This window comes from Flagellimonas oceani (assembly GCF_011068285.1).
Lineage (GTDB): Bacteria > Bacteroidota > Bacteroidia > Flavobacteriales > Flavobacteriaceae > Flagellimonas > Flagellimonas oceani.
In genome coordinates this window covers 3120001-3143538 of sequence record NZ_CP049616.1, presented here as the reverse complement: position 1 = coordinate 3143538, position 23538 = coordinate 3120001, and the positions used below count along the sequence as shown (strand labels likewise).

The 23538-nt window shown below is 42.0% G+C and carries 19 protein-coding genes, 2 tRNA genes and 2 rRNA genes (1 of these 23 only partly in view); 14 read left to right on the top strand and 9 right to left on the bottom strand.

The annotated features are described in order from the left end of the window. Positions 1–32: 32 nt before the first annotated feature. Positions 33–1724 (bottom strand): lysine--tRNA ligase, encoded by a 1692-nt coding sequence (gene lysS, locus GVT53_RS14330; RefSeq protein ID WP_166249187.1) that lies wholly within the window; start codon positions 1722–1724, stop codon positions 33–35. A gap of 65 nt (positions 1725–1789) precedes the next feature. Beyond that, positions 1790–2332, bottom strand: a complete 543-nt coding sequence (locus GVT53_RS14325; protein ID WP_166249186.1) for a thioredoxin family protein — start codon at positions 2330–2332, stop codon at positions 1790–1792. Positions 2333–2544: 212 nt separating this feature from the next. Here GVT53_RS14325 and GVT53_RS14320 point away from each other — a divergent pair, with 212 nt between their 5' ends. Both GVT53_RS14320 and GVT53_RS14315 read left to right on the top strand, forming a co-directional pair. Continuing rightward, positions 2545–2844 carry a type II toxin-antitoxin system RelE/ParE family toxin gene (locus tag GVT53_RS14320; RefSeq protein WP_166249185.1) on the top strand — a complete coding sequence of 100 codons (300 nt, stop codon included), beginning with the start codon at positions 2545–2547 and terminating at the stop codon, positions 2842–2844. A 3-nt stretch (positions 2845–2847) separates the two neighbouring features. After that, positions 2848–3126 (top strand): addiction module antidote protein, encoded by a 279-nt coding sequence (locus tag GVT53_RS14315; RefSeq protein WP_166249184.1) that lies wholly within the window; start codon positions 2848–2850, stop codon positions 3124–3126. Between the two features lie 24 nt (positions 3127–3150). Here GVT53_RS14315 and GVT53_RS14310 read toward each other — a convergent pair whose 3' ends face one another. Beyond that, positions 3151–4191, bottom strand: coding sequence for a response regulator transcription factor (locus tag GVT53_RS14310; RefSeq protein WP_166249183.1), 1041 nt, complete (start codon positions 4189–4191; stop codon positions 3151–3153). 93 nt (positions 4192–4284) lie between these two features. Here GVT53_RS14310 and GVT53_RS14305 point away from each other — a divergent pair, with 93 nt between their 5' ends. The 4 genes from GVT53_RS14305 to GVT53_RS14290 all read left to right on the top strand — a co-directional run bounded on the left by GVT53_RS14305 (position 4285) and on the right by GVT53_RS14290 (position 6921). Next, complete coding sequence (locus GVT53_RS14305) at positions 4285–4440, top strand: YqaE/Pmp3 family membrane protein (RefSeq protein WP_090291467.1); 156 nt, start codon at positions 4285–4287, stop codon at positions 4438–4440. Between the two features lie 183 nt (positions 4441–4623). Further along, complete coding sequence (locus tag GVT53_RS14300; RefSeq protein ID WP_166249182.1) at positions 4624–5361, top strand: hypothetical protein; 738 nt, start codon at positions 4624–4626, stop codon at positions 5359–5361. A 32-nt stretch (positions 5362–5393) separates the two neighbouring features. Further along, positions 5394–6110 (top strand): lipoyl(octanoyl) transferase LipB, encoded by a 717-nt coding sequence (lipB, locus tag GVT53_RS14295; protein WP_166249181.1) that lies wholly within the window; start codon positions 5394–5396, stop codon positions 6108–6110. A gap of 142 nt (positions 6111–6252) precedes the next feature. Next, on the top strand, positions 6253–6921 hold the full coding sequence (locus tag GVT53_RS14290) for a hypothetical protein (protein ID WP_166249180.1): 669 nt from the start codon (positions 6253–6255) through the stop codon (positions 6919–6921). Between the two features lie 51 nt (positions 6922–6972). Here the strand turns inward: GVT53_RS14290 and GVT53_RS14285 are convergent, their stop codons facing one another. The 5 genes from GVT53_RS14285 to GVT53_RS14265 all read right to left on the bottom strand — a co-directional run bounded on the left by GVT53_RS14285 (position 6973) and on the right by GVT53_RS14265 (position 12202). Continuing rightward, positions 6973–7665, bottom strand: a complete 693-nt coding sequence (locus GVT53_RS14285; RefSeq protein WP_166249179.1) for a TapB family protein — start codon at positions 7663–7665, stop codon at positions 6973–6975. Between the two features lie 17 nt (positions 7666–7682). After that, positions 7683–8030, bottom strand: coding sequence for an OmpA family protein (locus GVT53_RS14280; RefSeq protein WP_166249178.1), 348 nt, complete (start codon positions 8028–8030; stop codon positions 7683–7685). 75 nt (positions 8031–8105) lie between these two features. Next, positions 8106–8996: a hypothetical protein gene (locus GVT53_RS14275; RefSeq protein ID WP_166249177.1), complete on the bottom strand. Its 891-nt coding sequence runs from the start codon at positions 8994–8996 to the stop codon at positions 8106–8108. A 123-nt stretch (positions 8997–9119) separates the two neighbouring features. After that, complete coding sequence (locus GVT53_RS14270) at positions 9120–11576, bottom strand: ribonuclease HII (protein ID WP_166249176.1); 2457 nt, start codon at positions 11574–11576, stop codon at positions 9120–9122. Between the two features lie 29 nt (positions 11577–11605). Next, positions 11606–12202 carry a ribonuclease HII gene (locus GVT53_RS14265; protein WP_166249175.1) on the bottom strand — a complete coding sequence of 199 codons (597 nt, stop codon included), beginning with the start codon at positions 12200–12202 and terminating at the stop codon, positions 11606–11608. A gap of 233 nt (positions 12203–12435) precedes the next feature. Between GVT53_RS14265 and GVT53_RS14260 the strand changes: the two genes are divergently transcribed. From GVT53_RS14260 to GVT53_RS14250, 3 genes are read left to right on the top strand one after another with little or no spacing between them, the layout of a single operon-like run. Then, positions 12436–15480: a SusC/RagA family TonB-linked outer membrane protein gene (locus GVT53_RS14260; RefSeq protein ID WP_166249174.1), complete on the top strand. Its 3045-nt coding sequence runs from the start codon at positions 12436–12438 to the stop codon at positions 15478–15480. A 14-nt stretch (positions 15481–15494) separates the two neighbouring features. After that, entirely contained in the window at positions 15495–16952 is a 1458-nt protein-coding gene (locus GVT53_RS14255; protein WP_166249173.1) for a RagB/SusD family nutrient uptake outer membrane protein, read from the top strand. Positions 16953–16970: 18 nt separating this feature from the next. Next, the gene (locus GVT53_RS14250) at positions 16971–17723 is read left to right on the top strand and encodes a hypothetical protein (protein WP_166249172.1); all 753 of its coding nucleotides are present in this window, start codon (positions 16971–16973) and stop codon (positions 17721–17723) included. Between the two features lie 177 nt (positions 17724–17900). On the opposite strand, the gene GVT53_RS14245 is transcribed toward GVT53_RS14250, so the two are convergent. After that, positions 17901–18584 carry a hypothetical protein gene (locus GVT53_RS14245; RefSeq protein WP_166249171.1) on the bottom strand — a complete coding sequence of 228 codons (684 nt, stop codon included), beginning with the start codon at positions 18582–18584 and terminating at the stop codon, positions 17901–17903. Between the two features lie 237 nt (positions 18585–18821). Between GVT53_RS14245 and GVT53_RS14240 the strand changes: the two genes are divergently transcribed. The 5 genes from GVT53_RS14240 to GVT53_RS14220 all read left to right on the top strand — a co-directional run. Next, positions 18822–20870 (top strand): putative porin, encoded by a 2049-nt coding sequence (locus GVT53_RS14240; RefSeq protein ID WP_166249170.1) that lies wholly within the window; start codon positions 18822–18824, stop codon positions 20868–20870. Positions 20871–21173: 303 nt separating this feature from the next. Next, positions 21174–22696 (top strand): 16S ribosomal RNA (locus GVT53_RS14235). A gap of 99 nt (positions 22697–22795) precedes the next feature. Continuing rightward, positions 22796–22869, top strand: a tRNA-Ile gene (locus tag GVT53_RS14230). A gap of 125 nt (positions 22870–22994) precedes the next feature. Next, positions 22995–23071, top strand: a tRNA-Ala gene (locus tag GVT53_RS14225). A gap of 171 nt (positions 23072–23242) precedes the next feature. Further along, positions 23243–23538, top strand: a 23S ribosomal RNA gene (locus GVT53_RS14220) (it continues 2528 nt past the right edge of the window). The 16S and 23S rRNA genes sit together here with 2 tRNA genes alongside, the layout of an rRNA operon.

Here is a 23538-nt window from a genome sequence, read left to right as displayed (position 1 = left end):
GGTTTGTATTTGATAAGGATAAGATTTTTGTGCTATCCCGTATATTTTACCAAAAGATCATTCTCGGTTTTCTCTACTTTGATAAGTCCATGTTTGGTAAGGGATTTAGTACTCTTGTCCCATTTTTTGCCACTCAATCCGGCTTTTGCTTTAAGTTCGGCCAGGGACATTTCTCCTTGTGGTTTAATGATGTCCACAATGGTTTTTTCTTCCTCGGTCAATTCTACTTTTTTCTTCTCAGGCCGCATTTGCGGGAAGAACAACACTTCTTGGATGGATGAATTGTTGGTCATCAACATTACCAAACGGTCAATTCCAATTCCGATTCCAGAGGTTGGGGGCATACCATATTCCAAAGCACGCAAGAAATCTTGGTCAATGAACATCGCTTCATCATCTCCTTTTTCGGAGAGTTTGAGCTGATCTTCAAACCGCTCGCGCTGATCAATAGGGTCGTTAAGCTCGGAATAGGCATTGGCCAATTCCTTGCCGTTCACCATCAACTCAAAACGCTCCGTAAGCCTTGGATTGGTTCGGTGCTCTTTGGTCAACGGACTCATTTCCTTCGGATAATCAATAATAAAGGTCGGCTGGATGTAATGATGCTCGCATTTTTCACCAAAAATCTCATCGATTAATTTACCGATGCCCATCGTCCCATCCACTTCAATATCCAATTTCTTGGCCACTTCGCGGAGTTCGTCCTCTTCCATATCGGCCACATCGTAACCCGTATGAATTTTAATGGCTTCCAAAATCGGAACCCTTGGGTAAGGGGCCTTAAATTCTATTTCGTGATCGCCCACCTTTACTTTGGAACTTCCTGTGGCATCAATGGCCACTTTTTCCAATAGTTTTTCGGTGGTGTCCATCATCCAGTTGTAGTCTTTGTAGGCCACGTAGAGTTCCATTACGGTAAACTCCGGATTGTGGGTGCGGTCCATTCCCTCGTTACGGAAATCCTTGGAAAACTCGTACACGCCATCAAACCCACCGACAATCAATCTTTTTAGATAAAGTTCGTTGGCAATTCGCAGGTACAAAGGCACGTTCAATGCATTGTGATGCGTTAAGAACGGGCGTGCGGCCGCTCCACCGGGAATGGGCTGCAAAATTGGGGTCTCGACTTCCAAATATCCTTTTTGGTTGTAGAACTCCCGTATGCTATTCGTGATTTTTGTTCTTTTAATGAAGGTGTCCTTTACGTGGGGATTCACCACCAAATCCACGTACCGCTGGCGGTAGCGTAGCTCAGGGTCGTTGAAGGCATCGTATACTTTTCCTTCGTCGTTTACCTTCGGTAAGGGCAGCGGTCTTAAACTTTTGCTCAACAGGGAGAAGTTTTTCACCATCACGGTTTTTTCCCCCACTTGGGTCTTGAACAACTCTCCTTCGATACCGATGATGTCCCCGATGTCCAGCAACTTTTTGTACACATCGTTGTACAAGGTTTTGTCATCATCCGGGCAAATTTCATCACGGTTAAAGTAGACTTGGATACGTCCTTCGCTGTCCTGAAGTTCGGCAAAAGAAGCTTTTCCTTGGATTCTTCGTGACATCAATCTACCGGAAATAACTACTTTCTTTCCTTCTTCAAAATCATTCTTGATGCTCTTTGAGGTGGCATCAACAGGATACAATGCTGCGGGATACGGGTTGATCCCCATTTCCCTGAGTTTGGTCAATTTTTCCCTTCGAACGATCTCTTGTTCCGATAGTTGCATAGTCTATAAAAAATTTAAAGCGCAAAATTACACTTTTGCGCTTTAAATCCTTGCGTTGGCCCAACTTAATATGCATAATTGGGCACATAGTCCTTTTCAAAAACAATTTGGGCGATATCTTCCTCCAAAGTTTCCAATGGACTTTCCACGATTCGGTTGACTTCTTTTCCATCTTTAAAAAATATGATGGTCGGCACTTTAATGATGTTCAAGCCTTTTTCTTCGCCCGTGGGACTGGTTTTGTAGTGTCCTTTGCGGTAATCCAGCGCGATGATTTCCAATTGCTCCATCGGAAAATCCGCGGCTTCCAGAATTTTGATGAATCTGGGGCTTTCCCGTTTGCTGTCGCCACACCAAGTTCCCAAGAAGAGTTTGGTGTTGTATTCCGACAATTTTTCTTTGAACAAGGTAACCATAGTGTCGTCGGGATGGTAGTTGTCATACTTGTTTTGGAACCAGCTGCCATAGGGTTGGGATTGCAATCCTTCCAGGTTGATTTTACCCACTAGCAATTGCCGACCGTTTTCTGTGATGATTTCTTTGTTGAATTCTTGCGCGGAAACGCACAGAATGCATAGCATACACAATGCTGTCAATACTCGCTTCATAATTTTATGTGATTTATGGTTTGAGGGCAAATTCACTAAAATCAATAGCTGAAGGAATTTTTACACGTTGGAAATGGGGACTAGACCGGGGGTTGATTTTGTTATTGGAAGTGGAGAATCAATCTTTTATGGTCACGTAAAATTAATATGGGCATTCATTCGAGATTCAAGAATTAAAACTATATTTGTATCCAATTGGATACAATTTTTATATGTTCTTTATTGAAAAAACTGTAGAGTTCGATAGGTGGCTAAGAAGATTGAAAGATATAAGAGCGAAGGCTAAGATCCTATTTAGAATTCAGAGGATTGAAAATGACGGGCATTTTGGTGATTGTAAAAGTGTTGGAAATGGAATCAGTGAAATTCGAATACATTTTGCCAAAGGATATCGGGTTTATTTTAAAGAAAAGAACGGTAGGATTATTGTTTTACTGGCGGGTGGTGACAAAAGTTCTCAAAAAAGAGACATCAAGAAAGCAAAGGAAATTTGGAATAAGTTAAAAGCATAGCAAATGGAAACCTCAAAATTCGACATAGCGGATTATTTGGACAGCAAGGAAATGATTGCGGAATACCTCAATACTGTTTTAGAAGAAGGTGATAGCGGTGACGTGGTAAATGCCATTGGGCATATTGCAAAGGCCATCGGAATGACAAAAATTTCCGAGGAAACCGGATTGAGTCGACCTAGTTTGTATAAAGCACTTTCCGATGGTTCAAAACCGCAGTTCGCAACAATTATGAAGGTTTTGAAAGCCATAGGAGGACAAGTTCAAGTCCATCCAGTTTAGGAGATAAAAAAGGACGTAGTTCCCTTATTTTTTAAAGCGAAAGGACATTTGTTCCCTAGAGGTGACATCCAATTTTTTATACAAATTATTGATGTGCGTTTTTATGGTACTTACGCTTACAAAAAGCTCTGATGCAATCTCTTTGTTGGTCTTGTTTTCCAGCATCAGGTTGACGATTTTTTGCTCTTGGGGCGTCAGTTTTTCAAGTAATTGAGAAGTGCTCCTTTTTTTCTTGCCAAGAAAGAACAGTACATTTCCCAAAAGAGAAACTGCCAAAAGCGCAATGATCGTCCGGTTCCATTTGGATGATTTTGGCTTGTTGAAACTGGCCAATTCTTTGTCCGTGGTTATTTCAGCTTGGTATTGCTGCGTGAATTCAGCTTCGGGATAGCTTGTTGTCAATCTTTCGGACAGATTTTCATAATAATCGGTGGTCGTCAAGTCTTCCAGGTAAAACCGAAAAGTTTCGTTCCGTTTGTCCGACAAAAAATCATAAATGTACAGTTCTGCCAGTGGTTCGTTGGCTTCTTTTCCAAAGGTGTGTAGGGTATTGAACCATTTGGCCAGATTCAGTTTTTTCTTGGCTTCACTGGGATAATCAGCAAAATCATAGGCCATATGTTCTTTTAAGCCCTCAATTTCCAAAAGCAGGCCCGACTTTGTGTTGGTTGATGTTATGGTGCACAGTGCTTGGTCTTCAAAAGAGGTGGGGAATTGAAGCGTATCTTTATTGTTGGCGATAAAGAGTACATTCTTACTGTTGTTGCATCTGCCCAAAAAGTGATTGGCTCCTGTATTGTCCGAACAGCCATCCAAATGGATACGATACATACGATTTTGTTCATTTAGATTATTGCCTTCAAAATAAAACTGGCCTAGGGAATCCACTTCCGATTTCTGTACAATTTGATCCAAGTACACCCGTGAAGATTTCCGGTAGTCCTCCACCAATGACAAGTAAATGGAATTGCCTGCATTTTCTGGGGAAACCTGCCCGGAAATACGATATTGACCCAATAGGGAAAATGAATTGATAAAGAGTAGGATAAGGACGAAAAACCGCATTTTTTGACCGATTTTGGTTAAAAATAGTGGTTTTCTGTAACAAAACTCGCATTTTAACTACCTATAAGTATCATCAATCAAATCATATAATCAATGAGTTTCTGGAGAGTTTTATTGGCCATTCTATTCCCTCCGTTGTCCGTGATAGGCAAGGGATGTGGCTCTATTCTTATCGTTTTTTTACTGACCCTTTGCGGTTGGGTTCCCGGTGTAATCGCTGCCCTGGTCATTTTGAACAACCCCAATTAGCGGATTTATTCCTGGATTTTAAAACTACTATGGATTCGGATGTATCCTACAGGCTTCCGAACGGCTTGTTTTTTTAAAATGTGTTGCTGTTTATCCAAAATTGCTATTTCTCGTTTTGGGTTTTCATTGATTGTGGTACTTTTGACATATATACCGTTGAATACACTAACCATTAATAAAATCATGAAAAAGATTCAATACGCATTGGTTGCCGCACTTATCGTTATAGCTGCATCCTGTAATTTCACGGAGGAAATCCATATCAACGAGGATGGTTCCGGAAAGCTGTCCATCAATTTTGATGGCTCCGAGATGATGGAAATGGCCGGGGAAGAAATGGCCAAAACCAATGAGAAACCTATAGATTCCATTATTTCATTCAAGGATTTTTTAGAAGAGAAGAAAGATAGTATTGCCCAGTTGCCCATTGAGGAACAAGAGAAATTGAAAAAACTGGAACCGTTCCATATGCGCATGGTTATGAATCCTAAAAAAAAGGAGATGATGTTCGATTTATTCAGTGACTTCAAAAACGTGAGCGAGGTAAACGATGCTTTCGGAGCTTTTCAAGATGCGAGTTCTATTGGGGGCAAATCCAATCCTCAACAAGGCCAAATGAAGCCTGCCGAACAACCAACAGAAGTGAATTATACCTTTAATAAAAATAAGTTTACCCGTACCGCTAAAATTGTCGATCAAGAATTGTTTGAGCAACAATTGGACAGCTTGCAGGGAGCCGAAATGTTCCTTTCTGGATCCACGTACACCTTAAAATATCACTTTCCCAAAAAGATAAAATCTACTACAGCTGAAGAAGCGACCTTTAGTCAGGATGGCAAAACCTTGATCTATGAGGTGAATTTTTTGGAGTTGATGAAGAATCCATCAGTATTGGATTTGGAAGTGGAACTGGAGAAATAGTTTTCCATTCCCCTGCTTCGTATCTTTGTGGCATGAACAAGAAAGTTGCCGTACAGGATCTGGGATTAAAGGATTACAAAGAAACTTGGGATTACCAAGAGCTTCTTTTTAAGAACATTGTGGATACCAAGATTCGGAACCGCCGCGAGGAAGCCAATTTAGATACACCGAATCATTTTTTGTTTGTGGAGCACCCGCATGTGTACACTTTGGGAAAGAGCGGCGACATTAACAACCTTTTGGTGGACGAGAGCAAACTTTCCGAAAAAGGGGCTACTTTCTATAAAATCAATCGTGGCGGGGATATAACCTATCACGGCCCGGGCCAAGTGGTGGGCTATCCTATTTTGGATTTGGATAACTTCTTTACGGATATCCACAAATACCTTCGTTTTTTGGAGGAAATGGTGATTCTTACCTTGGCCGAATACGGTCTTAAAGCCGAACGCTCCAAGGGTGAAACCGGTGTTTGGTTGGATGTGGGCACTCCATTTGCCCGTAAAATATGTGCCATGGGCGTACGTGCAAGTCGCTGGGTGACCATGCACGGTTTTGCCCTAAATGTGAATGCTGATTTGGGCTATTTTGATATGATGATTCCCTGCGGCATCAAGGACAAAGCGGTTACTTCTTTAAATGTTGAGCTTGGCCAGAAGGAAGTGGATATGGAGGAAGTAAAAGCAAAGCTTCTGAAACATTTCACTACACTTTTTGAGGCCGAGTTGGTCAAGGAAGAAGCTGGGGTTTAGGGTTTATTCTTTCCTCTTGAATCAATCTTGTGATAAATATTTTTTAACTTACTACTGCACAGCATAACTGCAGATGCAGTTCATGTCGAGAAAAAGAATTTCTGAACTCGATGTTGTTATATGCAACTAAATTCAACGCATCATGAAACAATTTCTCATAGCCATAGTTTTAATAAGTACCTTGATTTCCTGTAAAAATTCGGGCGAGAACAAAAGGGATACCGCTGATTCCGAAACAATGGAAAACAACACAGCTGATGAAGTCGAAACTAACTACGTTCCCATTGATTCTGATGAAGCTTTGATTGCTGCATCACTCATGGCAGCTCCTGCCGAAAGCCGAGACGGATGTAAAGTGATCGGCTATAATATGGCCGGTGAGTTTGTAACCCTCAGGGAGGGAGATAATGAATTCATAGTCTTGGCCGACAATCCGCAACAATCGGGATTTAATGCGGCTTGCTATCACAAAAGCTTGGAGCCCTTTATGGCCAGAGGACGAGAATTACGGGCCGAAGGCAAAACAGGTCCAGAGATTTTTGATATTCGCGAAGAAGAAGCAAAATCGGGAAAACTGGATATGGGAATGCAAGGTGCCACCTTACATATTTATTATGGGGAAAGTGACCAATACAATCCCGAGACCCATGAAGTGGAAGGGGCCCATTATCGTTATGTGGTGTATTTGCCATTTGCCACAGCAGAATCCACAGGACTTCCTGAAAAACCTAAGGGGTCGAACCATCCTTGGATCATGGATCCAGGGACGCATAAGGCCCACATAATGATTTCTCCTTTACCGAAAGAATAAGATAAAACCGAGGCTTGCACCTCGGTTTTTTGTTTTTACAAAGTAAATCTACTATTTGCTATACTGGGTCAATACCATGCTGCCCAATAATTTTCCGTTTTTGTTGTAGGATTCCTGCTTTACCATTCCCACACCTTCGGCGAGCCAAATGCGCGAAGGGAATGTCTGGTTGGCCATCATCATTTTGGTTTTTGTTTCGCTGTATACCACATAGCAGTCAAAAGTTCCAGCGGGCGTGGTCACACTTTCTTGTTTTTCCACTTTGCGGTTTATCGTCTCCACGTTGGTGTTCATGTTGATCGCCCCGCCCATCTTCATTTTAAGCTGCATATTGGCGTCCGGCAACTCTTGTCCCACGGAAAGATTGTTGGGCAATTCCACATCAGTACCGGAAATATCCATTTCAACATCTCCCATTTGGCTGAGCATTTGCTCGTTCATCAAGGATTTAAAGTCAATTTTAACAACATTGCCCTCGCAAGCTATATTGTAGTCGGAAGTATAGGTGTTCCCTTTTTTGTCCACCATTTCCATCATCATGGTTGCACTTACATTGTCGCCGCTGCTTTCCACATTGGTTACTGCGTAGTTGATTTGTCCGTCTTCCCTGCCTTTTTTATCGTAGTTTGTATACTGGAAATTGGCTCCGTCCACTAATGGATAATAGGTGCTGCAGCCGGATTGTGCCTTGGAAGTCTGTCCCGCAGCAAGTGCGATCACGAGTAAGATAAAATAACGTTTCATAAATATTGTGTTCTGTATTAAAGTTTGATGAATTCGACCCTTCGGTTTTGAGCTTTGCCCTGTGCGGAATTATTGTCGGCAACTGGTTCTGCCTCGCCCTTTCCTTCGGAACTTAAACGGTCCGCAGAAATTCCATATACCGAAACCAATGCATTTTTTACGGCTTCCGCCCTGTTTTTCGAAAGTGTTACATTGCTCTCGTCGGAACCATCGGCATCGGTATGCCCAACAATATTTAGTTTGATGGAGCTATCCTGCGTCAAAACTTGGGAAATCTGTCGGATGATGCCCATGGATTGGGGCAAAATGTCCGCCGAACCCGAGTTGAAAAGTATGCCGTTGGTGGAAATTTTTCCTTCGGACATCAATTTTCTGCGAAGGTCCACACCGCCCTCATTTATTTTTAGGTTGCCGATGAGTAATCGTTCATTGTTCTTTTCCTAATCAAATCCCCCGACATGGAATTTTAGGTAGTTGATGAGTTCTGGCTTAACGATGAATTGGGGAAGGTCCACGATCTTGGTCTCGTTCAGCCAAAGGCGATACCTATTTTTGTTCACAGCAATGGAAACATGCACAATATCTTTGTATACATCTCTTAGATCTCTCTGCATAGTATTGGATATTGGGTCGGGATCTCCGTTAAAGTCATTGTCCACACGAACGCCCACTGCAATATATTGGCAAAAGTTAAGATTGGCCATTACGTTGTTCTCACTAGTGGTCAGGTTTGGTGTTTCGGAAAGGTATATTTCCAGTTTGGCCAGAGAACTGGTCTCGCGGCTCAAATTTGTTGCCTTCACATCAAATTCAAGGGTAAAGTCATCAGGTAGTTTTGTTTTGAAATTTGGTACGGTAATACTTCTATTGGAAATGGCATACCATTTGTCCGGGGAGCCTTCCAAATTTACTACTTCGCCTGAACCATTGGTGTTCCAGTTCGCCGGGAAGTCTCCGATAAAGTCTTTACTGAAATCATCATAAAAAAAAGGCTTGTCGCCGGGAACGTAATCAAACTTACTGTAAACGGCTATGGTTTTGGGGCCTGCGGGAACTGGCCCAGTGGATGTGCCATTTTCTTCTGTATCGCCGGTATTACCGTTGCCTTGTGTGTTTTCAGGGGATTGTTGTCCTCCGGAGCCAGGTTCCAGAATACTGTCCAGCGCTTGGTCTGTTTTTTTTGTAGTTTCTCTTTCTACCCGTCTTTCAACTGTGCGTTCAGCTGCCTTTTCCGCTTTTTTGGCCAATTTTTTAAAGAATTGGGCCTCTCCGCTGGTACCCATCAATAGGGCAAAGGACAAACAGTAGAATAGTTTGTTTGAGGTTTTCATTAAAAAGTGTTTTAGTGTGTTGATGTAAGCAATTCAACCCCAAACTATTAAAAAAAAGCCCTGCTCTTATTTAAAAATGTATGTTTTGCCAAAACTATTGTATAGGTGGATGTAGAAAGCGAGCTAGTTTATTTTATACACAATCAATGAGTTGTCCTGGTCTTTGGCCACGAGTTCCAGCATTTTGTCGTTGTCCATATCCCGAAGGTCCACCAACGAACTTCCGAATACGGGGAAATTTGGAATAGGTTCGGCTTGGCTATCGTACAAATAAATTTGATGGTTCTGGATATCGGTAACGCCAATATAAATTTTATCGTAGATGTAAAAGATTTTTGGTTTGGAGTATACCCCGAGTTCCAACTCCACTTTTTTGCCCCGGATGCTCAGTACATTATCGTCCATAAAAACCAAGGTGTTACTGGTCGCATAAAACCCATGGTCTGGGTTTAGGTTAAAGTTGGTGGCCGTCAGTTTGCCGTTGGTATCAATTTGGTGGAGTACCCCGGTTTTATTGGTGACGGAGAATTTGTTCTTATAAAGAAATATGTCATTATTGGAAAAATCTATCTTCTCGGACACTTTGATCCGGTCGCTGCCCACACGGTGCAAAATTCTAAGGGTGCCGTTGTCCTGCTTAAAGACCAAGTAGTCCTTGTTGCCCACCCTAAAATGTTTTGGCGCGCCCAAAATAGTACTGGGAGCATCGGTAAAAGTGAAGCCCCGCACTATTTTGCCCTGATTGTTGTACATGTAAACTTTGCTGCCCTGTGTGACCACAAAACGGTAGTTTCGGCTTCCGTCGTAATCAAAAACGGCCAATGGGTTCAGGTTTCCACCATCAAAATCCATGTTGAAGGGTGCGACCTCGTTGCCATTGCGGTCCAAGATCAAAAATTGGTCGTTGGTGGTAAAGGCGAGTTGTAGCTTTCCATTTTTATAGATGTCCACTTGTTGTATTTCACCTTGAATCCTTCCTTCCAATTGTTTGGTCCAAAGTACTTTTCCATCGGTGGAAATCAGATATAGCACATTGTTTTCGTCCTGCACCACAATTTCCTGTTGCTTGGTCCTGTGGTTTTTTACAAATTGTGGGTCGGTGGCCAGATCGGTATTCAGTTCCAAGGTAAATAATGGGGAAACGGTTTTTTTTTCTTGGGTCTTTAAGATTTTGGACACAAGTAGGTTGAAATGCGCAAAACCATTGTCCATGACCATTTGTGAGGCAAAAATCTGTCCATCCAGATCATTTTCCTTAATATCTCCAAATACTTCTGGAGCGAGTTCCTGTTCGGCAAAAAAGTCGATGCCCGATGCATTCGAGACAATGAGTATGCTGGATTCATTGGCGAGGGATGCTTTAGCTGTCTTAAAACCTTGATCGCTATCGAAAGCGGAGGAGCTCTTGTGGTTGCTAATAATGGTCTGTATGGCTTCTTTGTTTTCGGAAAAAATAAAACTGTTCTCCAAAATGGTGCAATGGTTGGATTTAAAATCCTTAACCAATGGGGAAAAGCTTTTCTCGACCAGCGTAGTTTCCTCCAAGGTCAGGATCTCGCTGCCCTGATAATCTTCCGAGTCTGTTTTTTTACTGTTCAGGTAATCATAAAGGCTTTCGGTGCCAAAAGATTTTAGGAGCACCACTTTTTCGTTGTTCATATATATAAGGCCAACCTCTTCTACCGTGTTAAAAAGGGAGTCCGTTTGCTTTACCCTATCCAAATAGTGGCTCTGGTTTTTTGCAAATATTTGATAATCATCAAAAGTATAGGAGATTATGGCTTGTGCGTTCAACGGGGCGTACTCGGGCGTTCTGTTTGCCAAAGGGGTTGTGCCCTTGAACAGATTGATGAAGTTCTTGGTAGAATCGGGCGCCATGGCCACGCCGTTGAGGCGTACTTCATCCGAATTTGCCGTAAAATCCAACGATACCCATGAAGAAAATGGATGTTTTTTGCCCTCATTTTGCTCCTTAAGGGCCAACAACGACATGTTTTCGCTAGGGTTGATGAAAATAGTGGCAGAGTTGTCGAGTGAACTTGCTCCGTAAAGTTTTTTTAGGGTGGGGTCTACAGGTGTGTTCTCGCTTGTCCTGATCAGGTTTTCCATTAACATCATGGAGGAACTGATCAGTATGTCCCTATCTTTTGAAAAGCTGAACACTTCAAGACCATCTAAATCATATTTGGTAAGGTTTGTGCCTTCGTAGGTCAGGGTCTCAACTTTTTTGTTGGTCACGCTGTCCACGTTGAATAGATTCGTATCATTTTTGGCCGCAAGTATGTAATCGTAATTGTCCTTGCCCACTTCATAAAAGGCGATTACGCAGGTTTTTCCAGTTTTCAAATAATTAAACCCTTGTGTATTTGCTGAAATATCTTCGATATGGGAGAATCCTTCTATGTTTTTAAGGAGCGCATTGTTCTTAAGTTCGCTCTTAAAATTGGTGAGATTGTTGATTTTTACAACGAGTGCCGGGTTTGGGGGTAAATGGTCCAATAGTGAATCTTTGGTCTTTACCTCTTTTGTGCAGGATGCGATTAAAATGGGGAGCAAGCAGAAAAGTACCTTTGGTCTCATTTTCGAAGTTTGACACAAAGTTAGGATTTTTAAATATCCAGTGTCAATTGTTCGGGGAGTTGTCTGAAGCTTTTTCGGTGATATTTGGTGATTCCGTATTTTTTAATGGCCTCTCTGTGCTCTTTGGTAGGGTACCCTTTGTTTTTTTTCCAATTGTACATGGGAAATTCTTCATGGATTTTGGCCATGTATTCATCGCGATAGGTTTTGGCGAGAACGGATGCGGCGGCAATGCTCATATATTTACCGTCGCCTTTTATGATGCATTCATGATCTATGTTGGGGTAGGGTTTAAAGCGGTTGCCATCAACTATGATAAAATCGGGAGCAGGATGCAGTTTGTCTATGGCGCGGTGCATGGCCAAAAAGGAGGCGTTCAAAATATTTATTTCGTCGATTTCATCCTCAAATACATGACAAACCGAGAAAGAAATGGCTTTTTTTTCGAGAATCGGCTTCAAAAGAGTGCGTTTGGTCTCGGAAAGCTGTTTAGAGTCGTTTAAAGTAATATCGTTGAATTTTTCGGGCAAAATTATCGCCGAAGCGGTTACTGGGCCTGCCAAGCAACCTCTCCCTGCTTCATCGGTTCCTGCTTCGAATAGGGATCGGTAACATGATTTTAACATATATCTTAAAAATTTAACAATTCTAAATAAGAGAAAAACATATTTATCAATAAAAAGTTAAAAAAAATCCTACAATCCTAACATATAAGGGGTTTAGGTCAGGATAATATGTTAAAATTATCCAAAATATTGATTGATATTAGGGTAACATACAAGGTGCAAAGGTGTTAATTTTTTTGAATATTAACTTTTTATATTGATTTTTGAGCGGACTAATTCAAAAAATGAAATAAATGAAAGCTAAGTTAGCATGGATGCTAACGCCTTTATTGGTGTTATGCATGTCTTTCTCTTTTGGACAAGAGAAAACAGTTTCAGGTAACGTGACGGACCAAAACGGTCTACCTCTACCTGGTGTTTCCATTTTGGTTGTAGGGACATCCAATGGAACACAAACCGATTTTGATGGTAATTACACCATTTCAGCTTCCGAAGGACAAATGTTGCGTTTCAGTTACATTGGTCAGAAGACTGTAGAAAGAACCGTTGGCGCTTCGTCCACTATCAATGTGCAGATGCAGGATGATGCCCAGGCCTTGGAAGAGGTTGTGGTAACAGGTTATGGTTCTCGTTCAAGGGAGTTGTCTACCTCTGCGATTTCTACAGTTTCTACTGAGAAAATTGAGGCATTCGTTCCTTCCACAAGTGTGGATAACATTCTGCAGGGACAGGCGGCAGGTGTTCAGGTAACGGCAGCAAACGGTAGGCCTGGTCAAACGGCATTCGTGACCATTAGGGGTGTTGGTTCGCTTAACGCGAGTACTACACCGTTGTATGTGGTTGATGGTGTTCCGGTTAACTCTGATTTCATCAACAACCTGAACCCGAATGACATTGAGTCTTTTTCCATTCTTAAAGATGCGGCCACAGTTTCAAAATATGGTTCCCGTGGTTCTAACGGTGTTGTATTGATTACTACCAAACAAGGTAAGACAGGGGATGCACGCATCACTTTTAGATCTTCCTTTGGCTTTTCGGAAAGAATTCCTGACCCATTTGATTTGATGAACACTTCTCAGAAGCTTGAACTTGAAAGACAATTTGCTGAATTGGGTGTCAATGCAGCTCAGTCTTTGCCTGGTGCAACAGCAGATGATGCTGAAAGAGCAAGGTTGATAGGTCTGGATACCAATTGGGAGGAAGAATTGTTGAGAAAGGGTCAGATACAGTCCAACTCTCTTTCTATTTCCGGGGGTGATGAAAAAATGACATATTTCCTTTCTTTGGGTTATGATAAGAACACAGGTATCATTGATAGAATTGATGGTTTTGAAAGGGTAACGGCTCGCTTGAACACAACATACCAAGCCAAAGAGTGGTTAAATGTAGGTACTAATATATCTCTTTCAAGAAGTACTACTGATTTACCTAGGGACCGTAACAACGTGCAGAACCCATTTAGAGCGATGTACGATTACAACCCATGGGATCCTTTGTATTTAAGAAATCCTGATGGAAGTATACAGACAGATGCACAAGGTGATCCTATATTTAACCCGACGACATCTGGTTTTCCTATTGCTAGGGCGTTGATGACTGAGCCTGAAGACAATAGAAACTTCTTGATCATTGGTAGTTTGTTTGCCGACATCAAATTTTCCGATAAATTTTCCAATAGATTTACTGTAGGAGCTACAAATAATAGGTACAACAGGACAAATAGGTCGATTGCAGGTGGTGTTTTGGATGTTATCGTAGGGGATGCTAATTTCCCTGGAACACAGACGGATAATTTTGAGAATACGCTTCAGTACAATGTGAACAACCTTTTCAATTATACCGATACCTTCGGGGAATTCCATAATTTATCAGCAAGTTTCCTGTTGGAATACAACGAGAATATCTACACGGATCTTTTTGCCAGTGCAAGAGGGTTTCCTTCTCCAGAAATTCCTTATCAGGATGTAGCTGCCGAAGCCACTGCATCTGGTTCAGAAGAGGCTAGAAGAGTTCTGTTTTCACAAGGTCTTTTCGTGGATTATGACTATGATGGAAAGTACATCCTTTCCGGGTCAATTAGACGCGATGGTTCTTCAAGATTTGGACCTGAAAACCAGTACGGATATTTCTACAGTGGTAGTGCCGCTTGGAACATTGCAAGGGAATCTTTCTTAGAGGGTACTGCAGTCAACGATTTAAAGCTTAGGGCTTCTTATGGTACTTCCGGTAACCAGAACATAGGGGACTTTAACTTCTTGAACTTGTTGGAGTTCGGAACATATAATGGTAATACCACTGCTATTCCAATCGGTGTGGGTAACCCAAACATTCAATGGGAGTCTCAGGCTATTTTGGATATCGGAGTTGAGTTTGGGTTGTTCAATAACAGAATCAATGGTGTTGTTGATTACTTTAAGAAGAACTCCAAAGATTTATTGTTGAATCAACCATTATCACAAACAGTGGGTGATGAGAACAACTCTATTCTTGCAAATATTGGTGAGTTGGAGAACAGTGGTATCGAAGTTTCCTTGAACGCAGATATCGTACGTGCAGAGAATTTTGTTTGGAGGGCAGGTGGTAACATCTCTTTCTTGGATAACAAGGTTGTTTCTTTGGTGAACGGGGATGATATAGTCAATGGTACTTTTGGATTAAATATTCTTCGCGAAGGTGAAGAGATCAATTCTTATTACACTGTCAGATATGCAGGGGTCAATCCGGCCAACGGTGAGCCTTTGTACTATGATCTCGATGGTAATATCACCAACGAATATAGTGCTAGTTTTAATACTATTTTGGAAGGCAAATCCCCCTATGCAAATATAGAGGGCGGCTTCTTTACATCCATTAGATGGGGCGGTTTCGGTGTAAGAGCTGATTTTGTAGGTAAAGCAGGAAACTATATTATGAACTTCCAGAGACAAGCTGGTATTTCTATTGGAAATATTGATAGTAACCAAAGAGTTGAAGCCTTCAACTACTGGAAACAGCCTGGCGATACTAATGTGTTGCCAAGTCCATTGTTCCAAGGTACTGCTGATCAAGACAGTGACAGATGGTTGGAGAAAGGTGACTACTTGCGTTTAAGAACATTGACTGTTGATTACAACCTACCAGGTAAGTTCTTAGATAGAACAGGTATTGATAGAGTTAGAATTTTTGCCACAGGTCAAAACTTATTCACTATTACTGAATATAATGGAGATCCGGAAATCGGTATCGGTTCGGATGAAAGTTCTGCGGCTGGTTCTGCTGGATTTATTCCTGGAGCTTTCTCTTTGTTCAGTTATCCACAGACTAGGTCTTATACATTCGGAGTAGAAATCGGATTTTAAAAAAAGAAATTAACATGAAAAATAGATTATATAAATATTGTTTAGCATCATTTGTAGCAGCAACCTTGTTGGTGTCTTGTGATGACGAACTGGACGTCGATCCATTTACAGAAGGTAATCCAGAAACATTTTTTAATACGGTTTCCAGTTTCCAGAATGGAGTGGATGGTATATATAGCCAGTTTTGGAATTATTATTCTGCGCCGGGCTCCGGTCTGCAAGGTATTCCCGATATCTTATCGGACAATGTAATTCTTGCACAGACTGGTCGTAGGTCTAACGAGGTTTATTATGATTACAGGTATAACCCAAATACTGGTGGAGCTGTATCCTTGTATTGGAGTGAAGCTTATGAAGCAGTAAATGCGGCCAATCTTGTTATAGGACAAATTGATAACTTGGCCGATGGTCCTGATAAAAATAATATTCTAGGACAAGCTTTGGCAGCACGGGCAATTGCACATTTTGACCTTGCAAGAATATATGCCATGATTCCAACGCAAAGCGCAGATGCCAACAACTCGCCCGGTATCGTTTATCTCAAGGTGGAAGATGGTGATACAGGGGATCCTTTGGCTCAGCCTTCCAGAGAAACTGTTGCAAGCAATTATAGTGAGATAATTGGAGATTTGGAGCAGGCTGCTCAACTAATTGGAGTGAATAATGGAGAGGGACGTTTGAACAGGAATGGTGTATATGCCATGTTATCAAGGGTTTATCTCTATAATGGAGATTATCAGTTGGCCATCAATGCTGCAAACGAAGTTACTGAACCTATTGTGGATGCAACTGAAGAAGGAGCTCTACTAGCTGTATATGAAGATGCTAGCAATGAAGGAATTGTAATAGAATGGTCTGTGAACACTTCATCAGAATCAGGGTTTAACAATGTTGGGGTGCTTTATAGCCAAACAACGCCCCCAAACACAGTTTCTGAGTACGTAATAGATTATGAATTCTTCAATAATCTTGATCCTAACGATTTGAGAGCTGAGGTTATGCAGTACGATGCTACAAACCAAGGTAACAATTACAATGCTGTTAGAAAGTTTTTAGGAGAAACAGGTCAGGTTAATGGTCGAGTTGACATTAAAGTTCTTAGGGCCGCAGAGGTTTTGCTGAACAAGGCTGAGGCTCAATTTGAAATCGACCCAGCAGCTGCACTTACAACTTTGAACATATTGAGGGATGCTAGATATACCTCTTACACAGGTGGAGAAACAGGTCAGGCATTGGAAGATGCCATTCAATATGAAAGAAGGGTGGAACTTAGTTTTGAGGGTCACAGATTTTTCGACCTAAAACGTAGAGGAGAGGCTGTACAACGTTCAAATAATGGAGATTTAGCCGATGGATCAGGAACACCTCCTGAGATTTTGACATTGCCTGCTGGCGACTACAGATTCCAATTGCCTATTCCTATTGATGAGATCAATGCCAACCCGAATATGGCGCAAAATCCAAACTATTAATTTGTAACTGCTTAAAAGATGAAAAATATATTTAAAACATTTGGAGTTCTTTTTGCTGGTGTTGCCTTGATTCTCTCTTCTTGTGAAGAAGAGGTGACGGTTTTCGACAATGTTAATGGTCAAACAGGTGTTTCTTTTGGAACAACCAGCTACAACGTGTCTGTGCCGGAGGAAGGTCTTGCATTGGAAATTCCAGTTAATGTTACTACGGTATCAGATTCCGATAGGACAATTGATGTCACTGTTTCAGATGCTTCAATTGGTGGAGGTGAAAATTACTCCTTTGGAACAGTTACGATACCTGCAAATGCATATAATGGTGTTCTGGATGTAACTTTAAATTTCGATCCATTAGTGGACGGAGAAGTTTATGCCTTGGTTCTTAATCTTAGTGCGCTAGAAGGTGGCGTTGCTTTTGATGAAACAGTTACCATTGAATATTTTAAGGAAATTATATGTAATGATTTCTTATTAACAGTGATAACTGACACCTATGGTGGGGAAACTACTTGGGAAATTGCTGATGAATCCGGAACAGTTGTAGTTTCAGGAGGTCCTTATGCCAATGTATCAGGAGGAGACACTTATACATCTGAGTTTTTCTTAGAGGACGGGTGTTATACCTTTACCATTTATGATGCCTATGGAGATGGACAAAGTGATGGTACCATAGTTGGCTCCTATACTTTGGAGTGCTCTATTTTGGATGTTTTGACAGGTGGTGGTGAATTTTCAGATTCACAAACTCAGGAATTCTGTGTTAACCAATAATTCGATTAATCAGAATTTTTAAAATTATTTTATAAAAAAACCGGGTTGATATTAATTTTTCACCCCGGTTTTTTATTTCTCTTTTAAGAGGCTTAAGAAATAAAAAATGTTTTGGTTTTGTAATGCTAATGAAAGCCTTTACCAATAAAAGTCCCTTTTTTAATAAAGGGTTTGGTGTTACTTAAAATTCTTATTGTCGTAGAATTGTAATAACTTAATCGCGTCTTCTTCTTTGTTCAATCTTAAGTCGTTCTCCTTGATGAGGCTTTTAACGCGTTCTTTATCTAACATATCATAAAAATACTTTTTCCTTAAATAAATTTTTTTAGCCGGTTCTTCACCAATCTGGATGTAATAGGAACTAATATCGATAAATCTTGGAGGAACTGTTCTATCGTAGTTGGTCGCTCCAGTTCGCCCTCTCCGAAGTTTTTTTTCAGGCTTATAAAGTAATTTTACTTCACCTTGGTTCAGGGGAATAAAATAACCAATTCTGGTTGCCTCACTATTGGAGTCTTCTATATAGGGGAATAATTTGTACAATTTGTTGTCGATTTTTGCCGAAATATAATTTCGTTTCAGAACGGCGGAGTATTCTTTTTCGCCTTTTTGCAGTTCCAGTTCACTATTGGCTGCGTTATATCTCAAATTACCTGTTGTCTTAATTTCACCGTTTATAAGAATTTGACCATACTTGAAATTTTCATCAAAATAAGGAGATCCTTCTGCTTTGAGAATCTTGGAATCCACAGATGTAGTTTGAAAGGACACAATAGCTCCTTCATCTGGATTTGTGAAATTAACTTGTGCTAAACCGGTAGATACAGCCAATAGGGTCAATATGTTTAATTTGTGGTTCATGTAACTTACAGTTTTCAAATATTTTACGATATAATTAATGATGTGATTTACTGGTGCAATAAGCAACAATTTATTTATCCAACTTGTTATAGAATTCTTAATGTTATCCTAAATCCTAAAAATGGATAAGTAAAAATGCTTTATGTTTTGGTAAGTAATGCCCTTTTTGGTAGTATATTTTAAATTCACATTTCTTTAGAAACAAAACTTTTACCTTTGTCCAACCAATATCATGGAATGAGATTTTTAACATTGACCCTACTTTTATTCATTGGCCAATCAATCTTGGCACAACAGGATTCGATTCCGCCCAAAAAAGAAAGGGACTCCATAAACTTGCAAGTAAAGGATACGGTTGCATTACAGGATAAGGACTCCGTTGTAACAGATTCAATTTCTTCAAAACCTAAGGCTAGGGGTGCAGCCAAGTTGAACACAAAAGGGAAGGACTCCGTTAGTATACAGGATTACAAAATAATCTCGTACCATCGAGACACTACTTCGGTAGATACAAGTTTAACCATTAGAAAAGATTACATATACAATTATTTAAGGGAGGACGATTTTGAATTAATGCCCTTTGCCAATATGGGGCAACCATACAACGAACTGGGAAAAAGTTTTTCATCCACTGCTTACTACCCGCGCATAGGAGCTACGGCAAAGCACCCCGGATACTTCGAAAAAGAGGATATAACTTATTATAACGTGCCAACACCCATGACGGAGCTCATGTTCAAAACCACTTTCGAACAAGGGCAATATTTGGATGCGCTGTTAACATTTAATGTCTCAGAACGTTTTAATGCCTCGATCGCTTACAACGGTTTTCGGTCGTTGGGCAAGTACAGGTACGAGGAAGCCCAGGACGGAAAGTTTAGGGTGACCTTCAATTATTTGAACAAGAATGAAAGATATGCACTTCGAGGTCATATAGCCGCGCAGGAAATGCAGAGCGAAGAAAGCGGGGGGCTCCAGGATCGTAGCCAGTTTGAAGATGACCTGCCCGATTTTCAGGACAGGGCAAAAATCGACCTGTTGTATACCAATGCAAACAATAGAATATTGGGCAAGCGCTATTTTCTGGACCATCAATATAAATTGGTGAACCACAAAAAAGATTCCACGGGCAGTGCTGCTACAACCTTGGCAATAGGCCATGAATTTAGTTATGAGACCAAAATCTATGACTTTGAGCAGACCCAACAAAACAATGCATTTGGACAAGATCCATTTTTGGTTCCCATAGAGGACAGGGCGAGATTAAAGACCATGTTCAACAAAGGATCGGTGGAATTTTCAAACAGGACATTGGGCAAGTTGTCCGGAAATATTGCACTTTATAATTATAATTATTTCTTCAATAGTTTGCTCATAACCGATCAGGGGACCATTCAAAATAAATTACAGGGAGAAGAAATTTCGGTAGGGGGTGGTTACCATAACACAATTGGGCCCCTATATTTGGAAGGAAACGTCAACTACACCGTATCAGGAGAGCTTACCGGCAATAATTTTGACGCGTTTGCCAGATATCGCTTGAACGAATACAATAAATTAACGGGAGCCATACACATTTCGTCCCGTATGCCGGATTTCAATTACCTCTTATATCAGAGTGATTATCGAAACTTTAATTGGCAGAACAACAATACATTCGAAAAAGTACAAACCAAGAGTATTAAATTTGGATTTGACTCTTCTTATCTCGGACAATTGCATGCAGAGTACAGTATGGTGGACAATTACACCTATTTTGCCTCTACCGCTACAGAAGAAGAAATAGGTTTGGGGCAAGAAACCGCTTTTGTAAAGCCCTTTCAAGAGAATGGGGCCATCAATCACCTAAAGGTTAAATATAAAAAGGAATTAAAATGGAGAAAGTGGGCCTTAATGAATACGGTGATGTATCAAGAAGTGGCCCAGGATAATCAAGTGCTCAATCTTCCACAAGTGGTCACAAGGAATAGTTTGTACTTTTCAAGCGATGTGTTTAAAAAAGCCATGTTTTTGCAGACAGGAGTTACCTTTAAATATTTTACATCGTACAATATGAATGCCTACAATCCATTATTGGGTGAGTTTTATATTCAGAACAACGAAGAGTTGGGAGGATATCCCCTATTAGATCTTTTTATAAATGCAAGGGTAAAACAGACCAGGATTTTCTTAAAGGCAGAACACTTGAATTCTATTTTCTCAGAACCCAATTATTACTCCGCTCCAAATTATCCCTATCGTGATTTTGTAATCAGATTTGGGTTGGTGTGGAATTTCTTTTCATAAAATCCGTTAAGGAGAAAAAAGGAAAAGCTGATAAACAAGCACTTATAAACTAATTGATTTTTTTTCAAAAAAAATATTGAAAAACATTTTGCGGTAAGAAAATAACGTGCGTATATTTGCACCCGCTTAGCTGATAAGGCAGGGCGATAACGAGAGAAGAAAAGTGGTAAAACTAAGTTCTTTTCGAGTTAAAAAAATTAAGAAGTTCATATACATATTGTAACGACAGCGTAGAATTAAGAAAAGAACCATTTTGATGCAGGGACTCGGTATTCCGGGTGTCGGACAGACATTCAAGGAAATACAATGAAGAGTTTGATCCTGGCTCAGGATGAACGCTAGCGGCAGGCCTAACACATGCAAGTCGAGGGGCAGCGGGAAAAAGCTTGCTTTTTCGCCGGCGACCGGCGCACGGGTGCGGAACGCGTATGGAACCTGCCCCTGTCAGGGGAATAGCCCAGGGAAACTTGGATTAATGCCCCATGGTATCGTTATATCGCATGATATTACGATTAAAGATTTATCGGACAGGGATGGCCATGCGTACCATTAGTTAGTTGGTGAGGTAACGGCTTACCAAGGCAGCGATGGTTAGGGGCCCTGAGAGGGGGATCCCCCACACTGGTACTGAGACACGGACCAGACTCCTACGGGAGGCAGCAGTGAGGAATATTGGACAATGGGCGGGAGCCTGATCCAGCCATGCCGCGTGCAGGATGACGGCCCTATGGGTTGTAAACTGCTTTTATACGGGAAGAAATGCGCCCACGTGTGGGCGTCTGACGGTACCGTAAGAATAAGGACCGGCTAACTCCGTGCCAGCAGCCGCGGTAATACGGAGGGTCCGAGCGTTATCCGGAATCATTGGGTTTAAAGGGTCCGTAGGCGGGCCTGTAAGTCAGGGGTGAAAGTTTGTGGCTCAACCATAAAATTGCCTTTGATACTGCAGGTCTTGAGTCATGGTGGGGTCGCCGGAACATGTGGTGTAGCGGTGAAATGCATAGATATCACATAGAACACCGATCGCGAAGGCAGGTGGCCAACCATGTACTGACGCTGATGGACGAAAGCGTGGGTAGCGAACGGGATTAGATACCCCGGTAGTCCACGCCGTAAACGATGGATACTAGCTGTGGGGACTTCGGTCTCCGTGGCCAAGCGAAAGTGATAAGTATCCCACCTGGGGAGTACGTTCGCAAGAATGAAACTCAAAGGAATTGACGGGGGCCCGCACAAGCGGTGGAGCATGTGGTTTAATTCGATGATACGCGAGGAACCTTACCAGGGCTTAAATGCAGGCTGCATGGGGTGGAGACACCCCTTTCTTCGGACCGCCTGCAAGGTGCTGCATGGTTGTCGTCAGCTCGTGCCGTGAGGTGTCAGGTTAAGTCCTATAACGAGCGCAACCCCTACCGTTAGTTGCCAGCATGTCAAGATGGGGACTCTAACGGGACTGCCGGTGCAAACCGTGAGGAAGGTGGGGACGACGTCAAATCATCACGGCCCTTACGTCCTGGGCTACACACGTGCTACAATGGCCGGTACAGAGGGAAGCCACCCCGCAAGGGCGCGATCTACAAAACCGGTCACAGTTCGGATCGGGGTCTGCAACTCGACCCCGTGAAGCTGGAATCGCTAGTAATCGGATATCAGCCATGATCCGGTGAATACGTTCCCGGGCCTTGTACACACCGCCCGTCAAGCCATGGAAGCCGGGAGTGCCTGAAGTCCGTCACCGCAAGGAGCGGCCTAGGGCAAAATCGGTAACTAGGGCTAAGTCGTAACAAGGTAGCCGTACCGGAAGGTGCGGCTGGAACACCTCCTTTCTAGAGAAAGAGATGTCCGGAAGGCCTTGTCCCGCACGAGGCATATCCTCTGCGCTGTCGTTTATGATATGTTACAAATACTGGCAATAAGGCCAAGACAGTCTCATAGCTCAGCTGGTTAGAGCGCTACACTGATAATGTAGAGGTCGGCAGTTCGAGTCTGCCTGAGACTACGAAGAGTACAAAGTACGGAAGTGCGGAGTGCGAAGTTCATTGAATATTGAATAAGGAAATTTTAGAAGTTGAGTTACAGGGTTATCACTCATAACTCCCAACTAATAACTCATAACTGAAAAATGGGGGATTAGCTCAGCTGGCTAGAGCGCCTGCCTTGCACGCAGGAGGTCATCGGTTCGACTCCGATATTCTCCACCACGGCCAAAGTCACTGATAATTTATTGTCAGTGGCGACGCGCCACAAGTTCATTGACATATTGGGACGGAGCAGTAACGACTTAGGTCGTTATGTGCGAAGTCAAAGAAGAAACACGAAGTAGAATAGAATATATAAGGATTACGAGAGGGCATCTGTGCTTAGGTACAGGTGCGACAAGCAAAAGAAGGGCGTATGGGGGATGCCTAGGCTCTCAGAGGCGACGAAGGACGCGATAAGCTGCGAAAATCCACGGGGAGCTGCACATGAGCATTGATCCGTGGGTGTCCGAATGGGGCAACCCGGCAGGTTGAAGGCCTGTCACCCAGCAATGGGGGCGAACCCGCCGAACTGAAACATCTAAGTAGGCGGAGGAAGAGAAAACAAGAGTGATTCCGAGAGTAGCGGCGAGCGAAATCGGAACAGCCCAAACCGTTGTTGTTCCGGCAATGACGGGGTTGTAGGACCA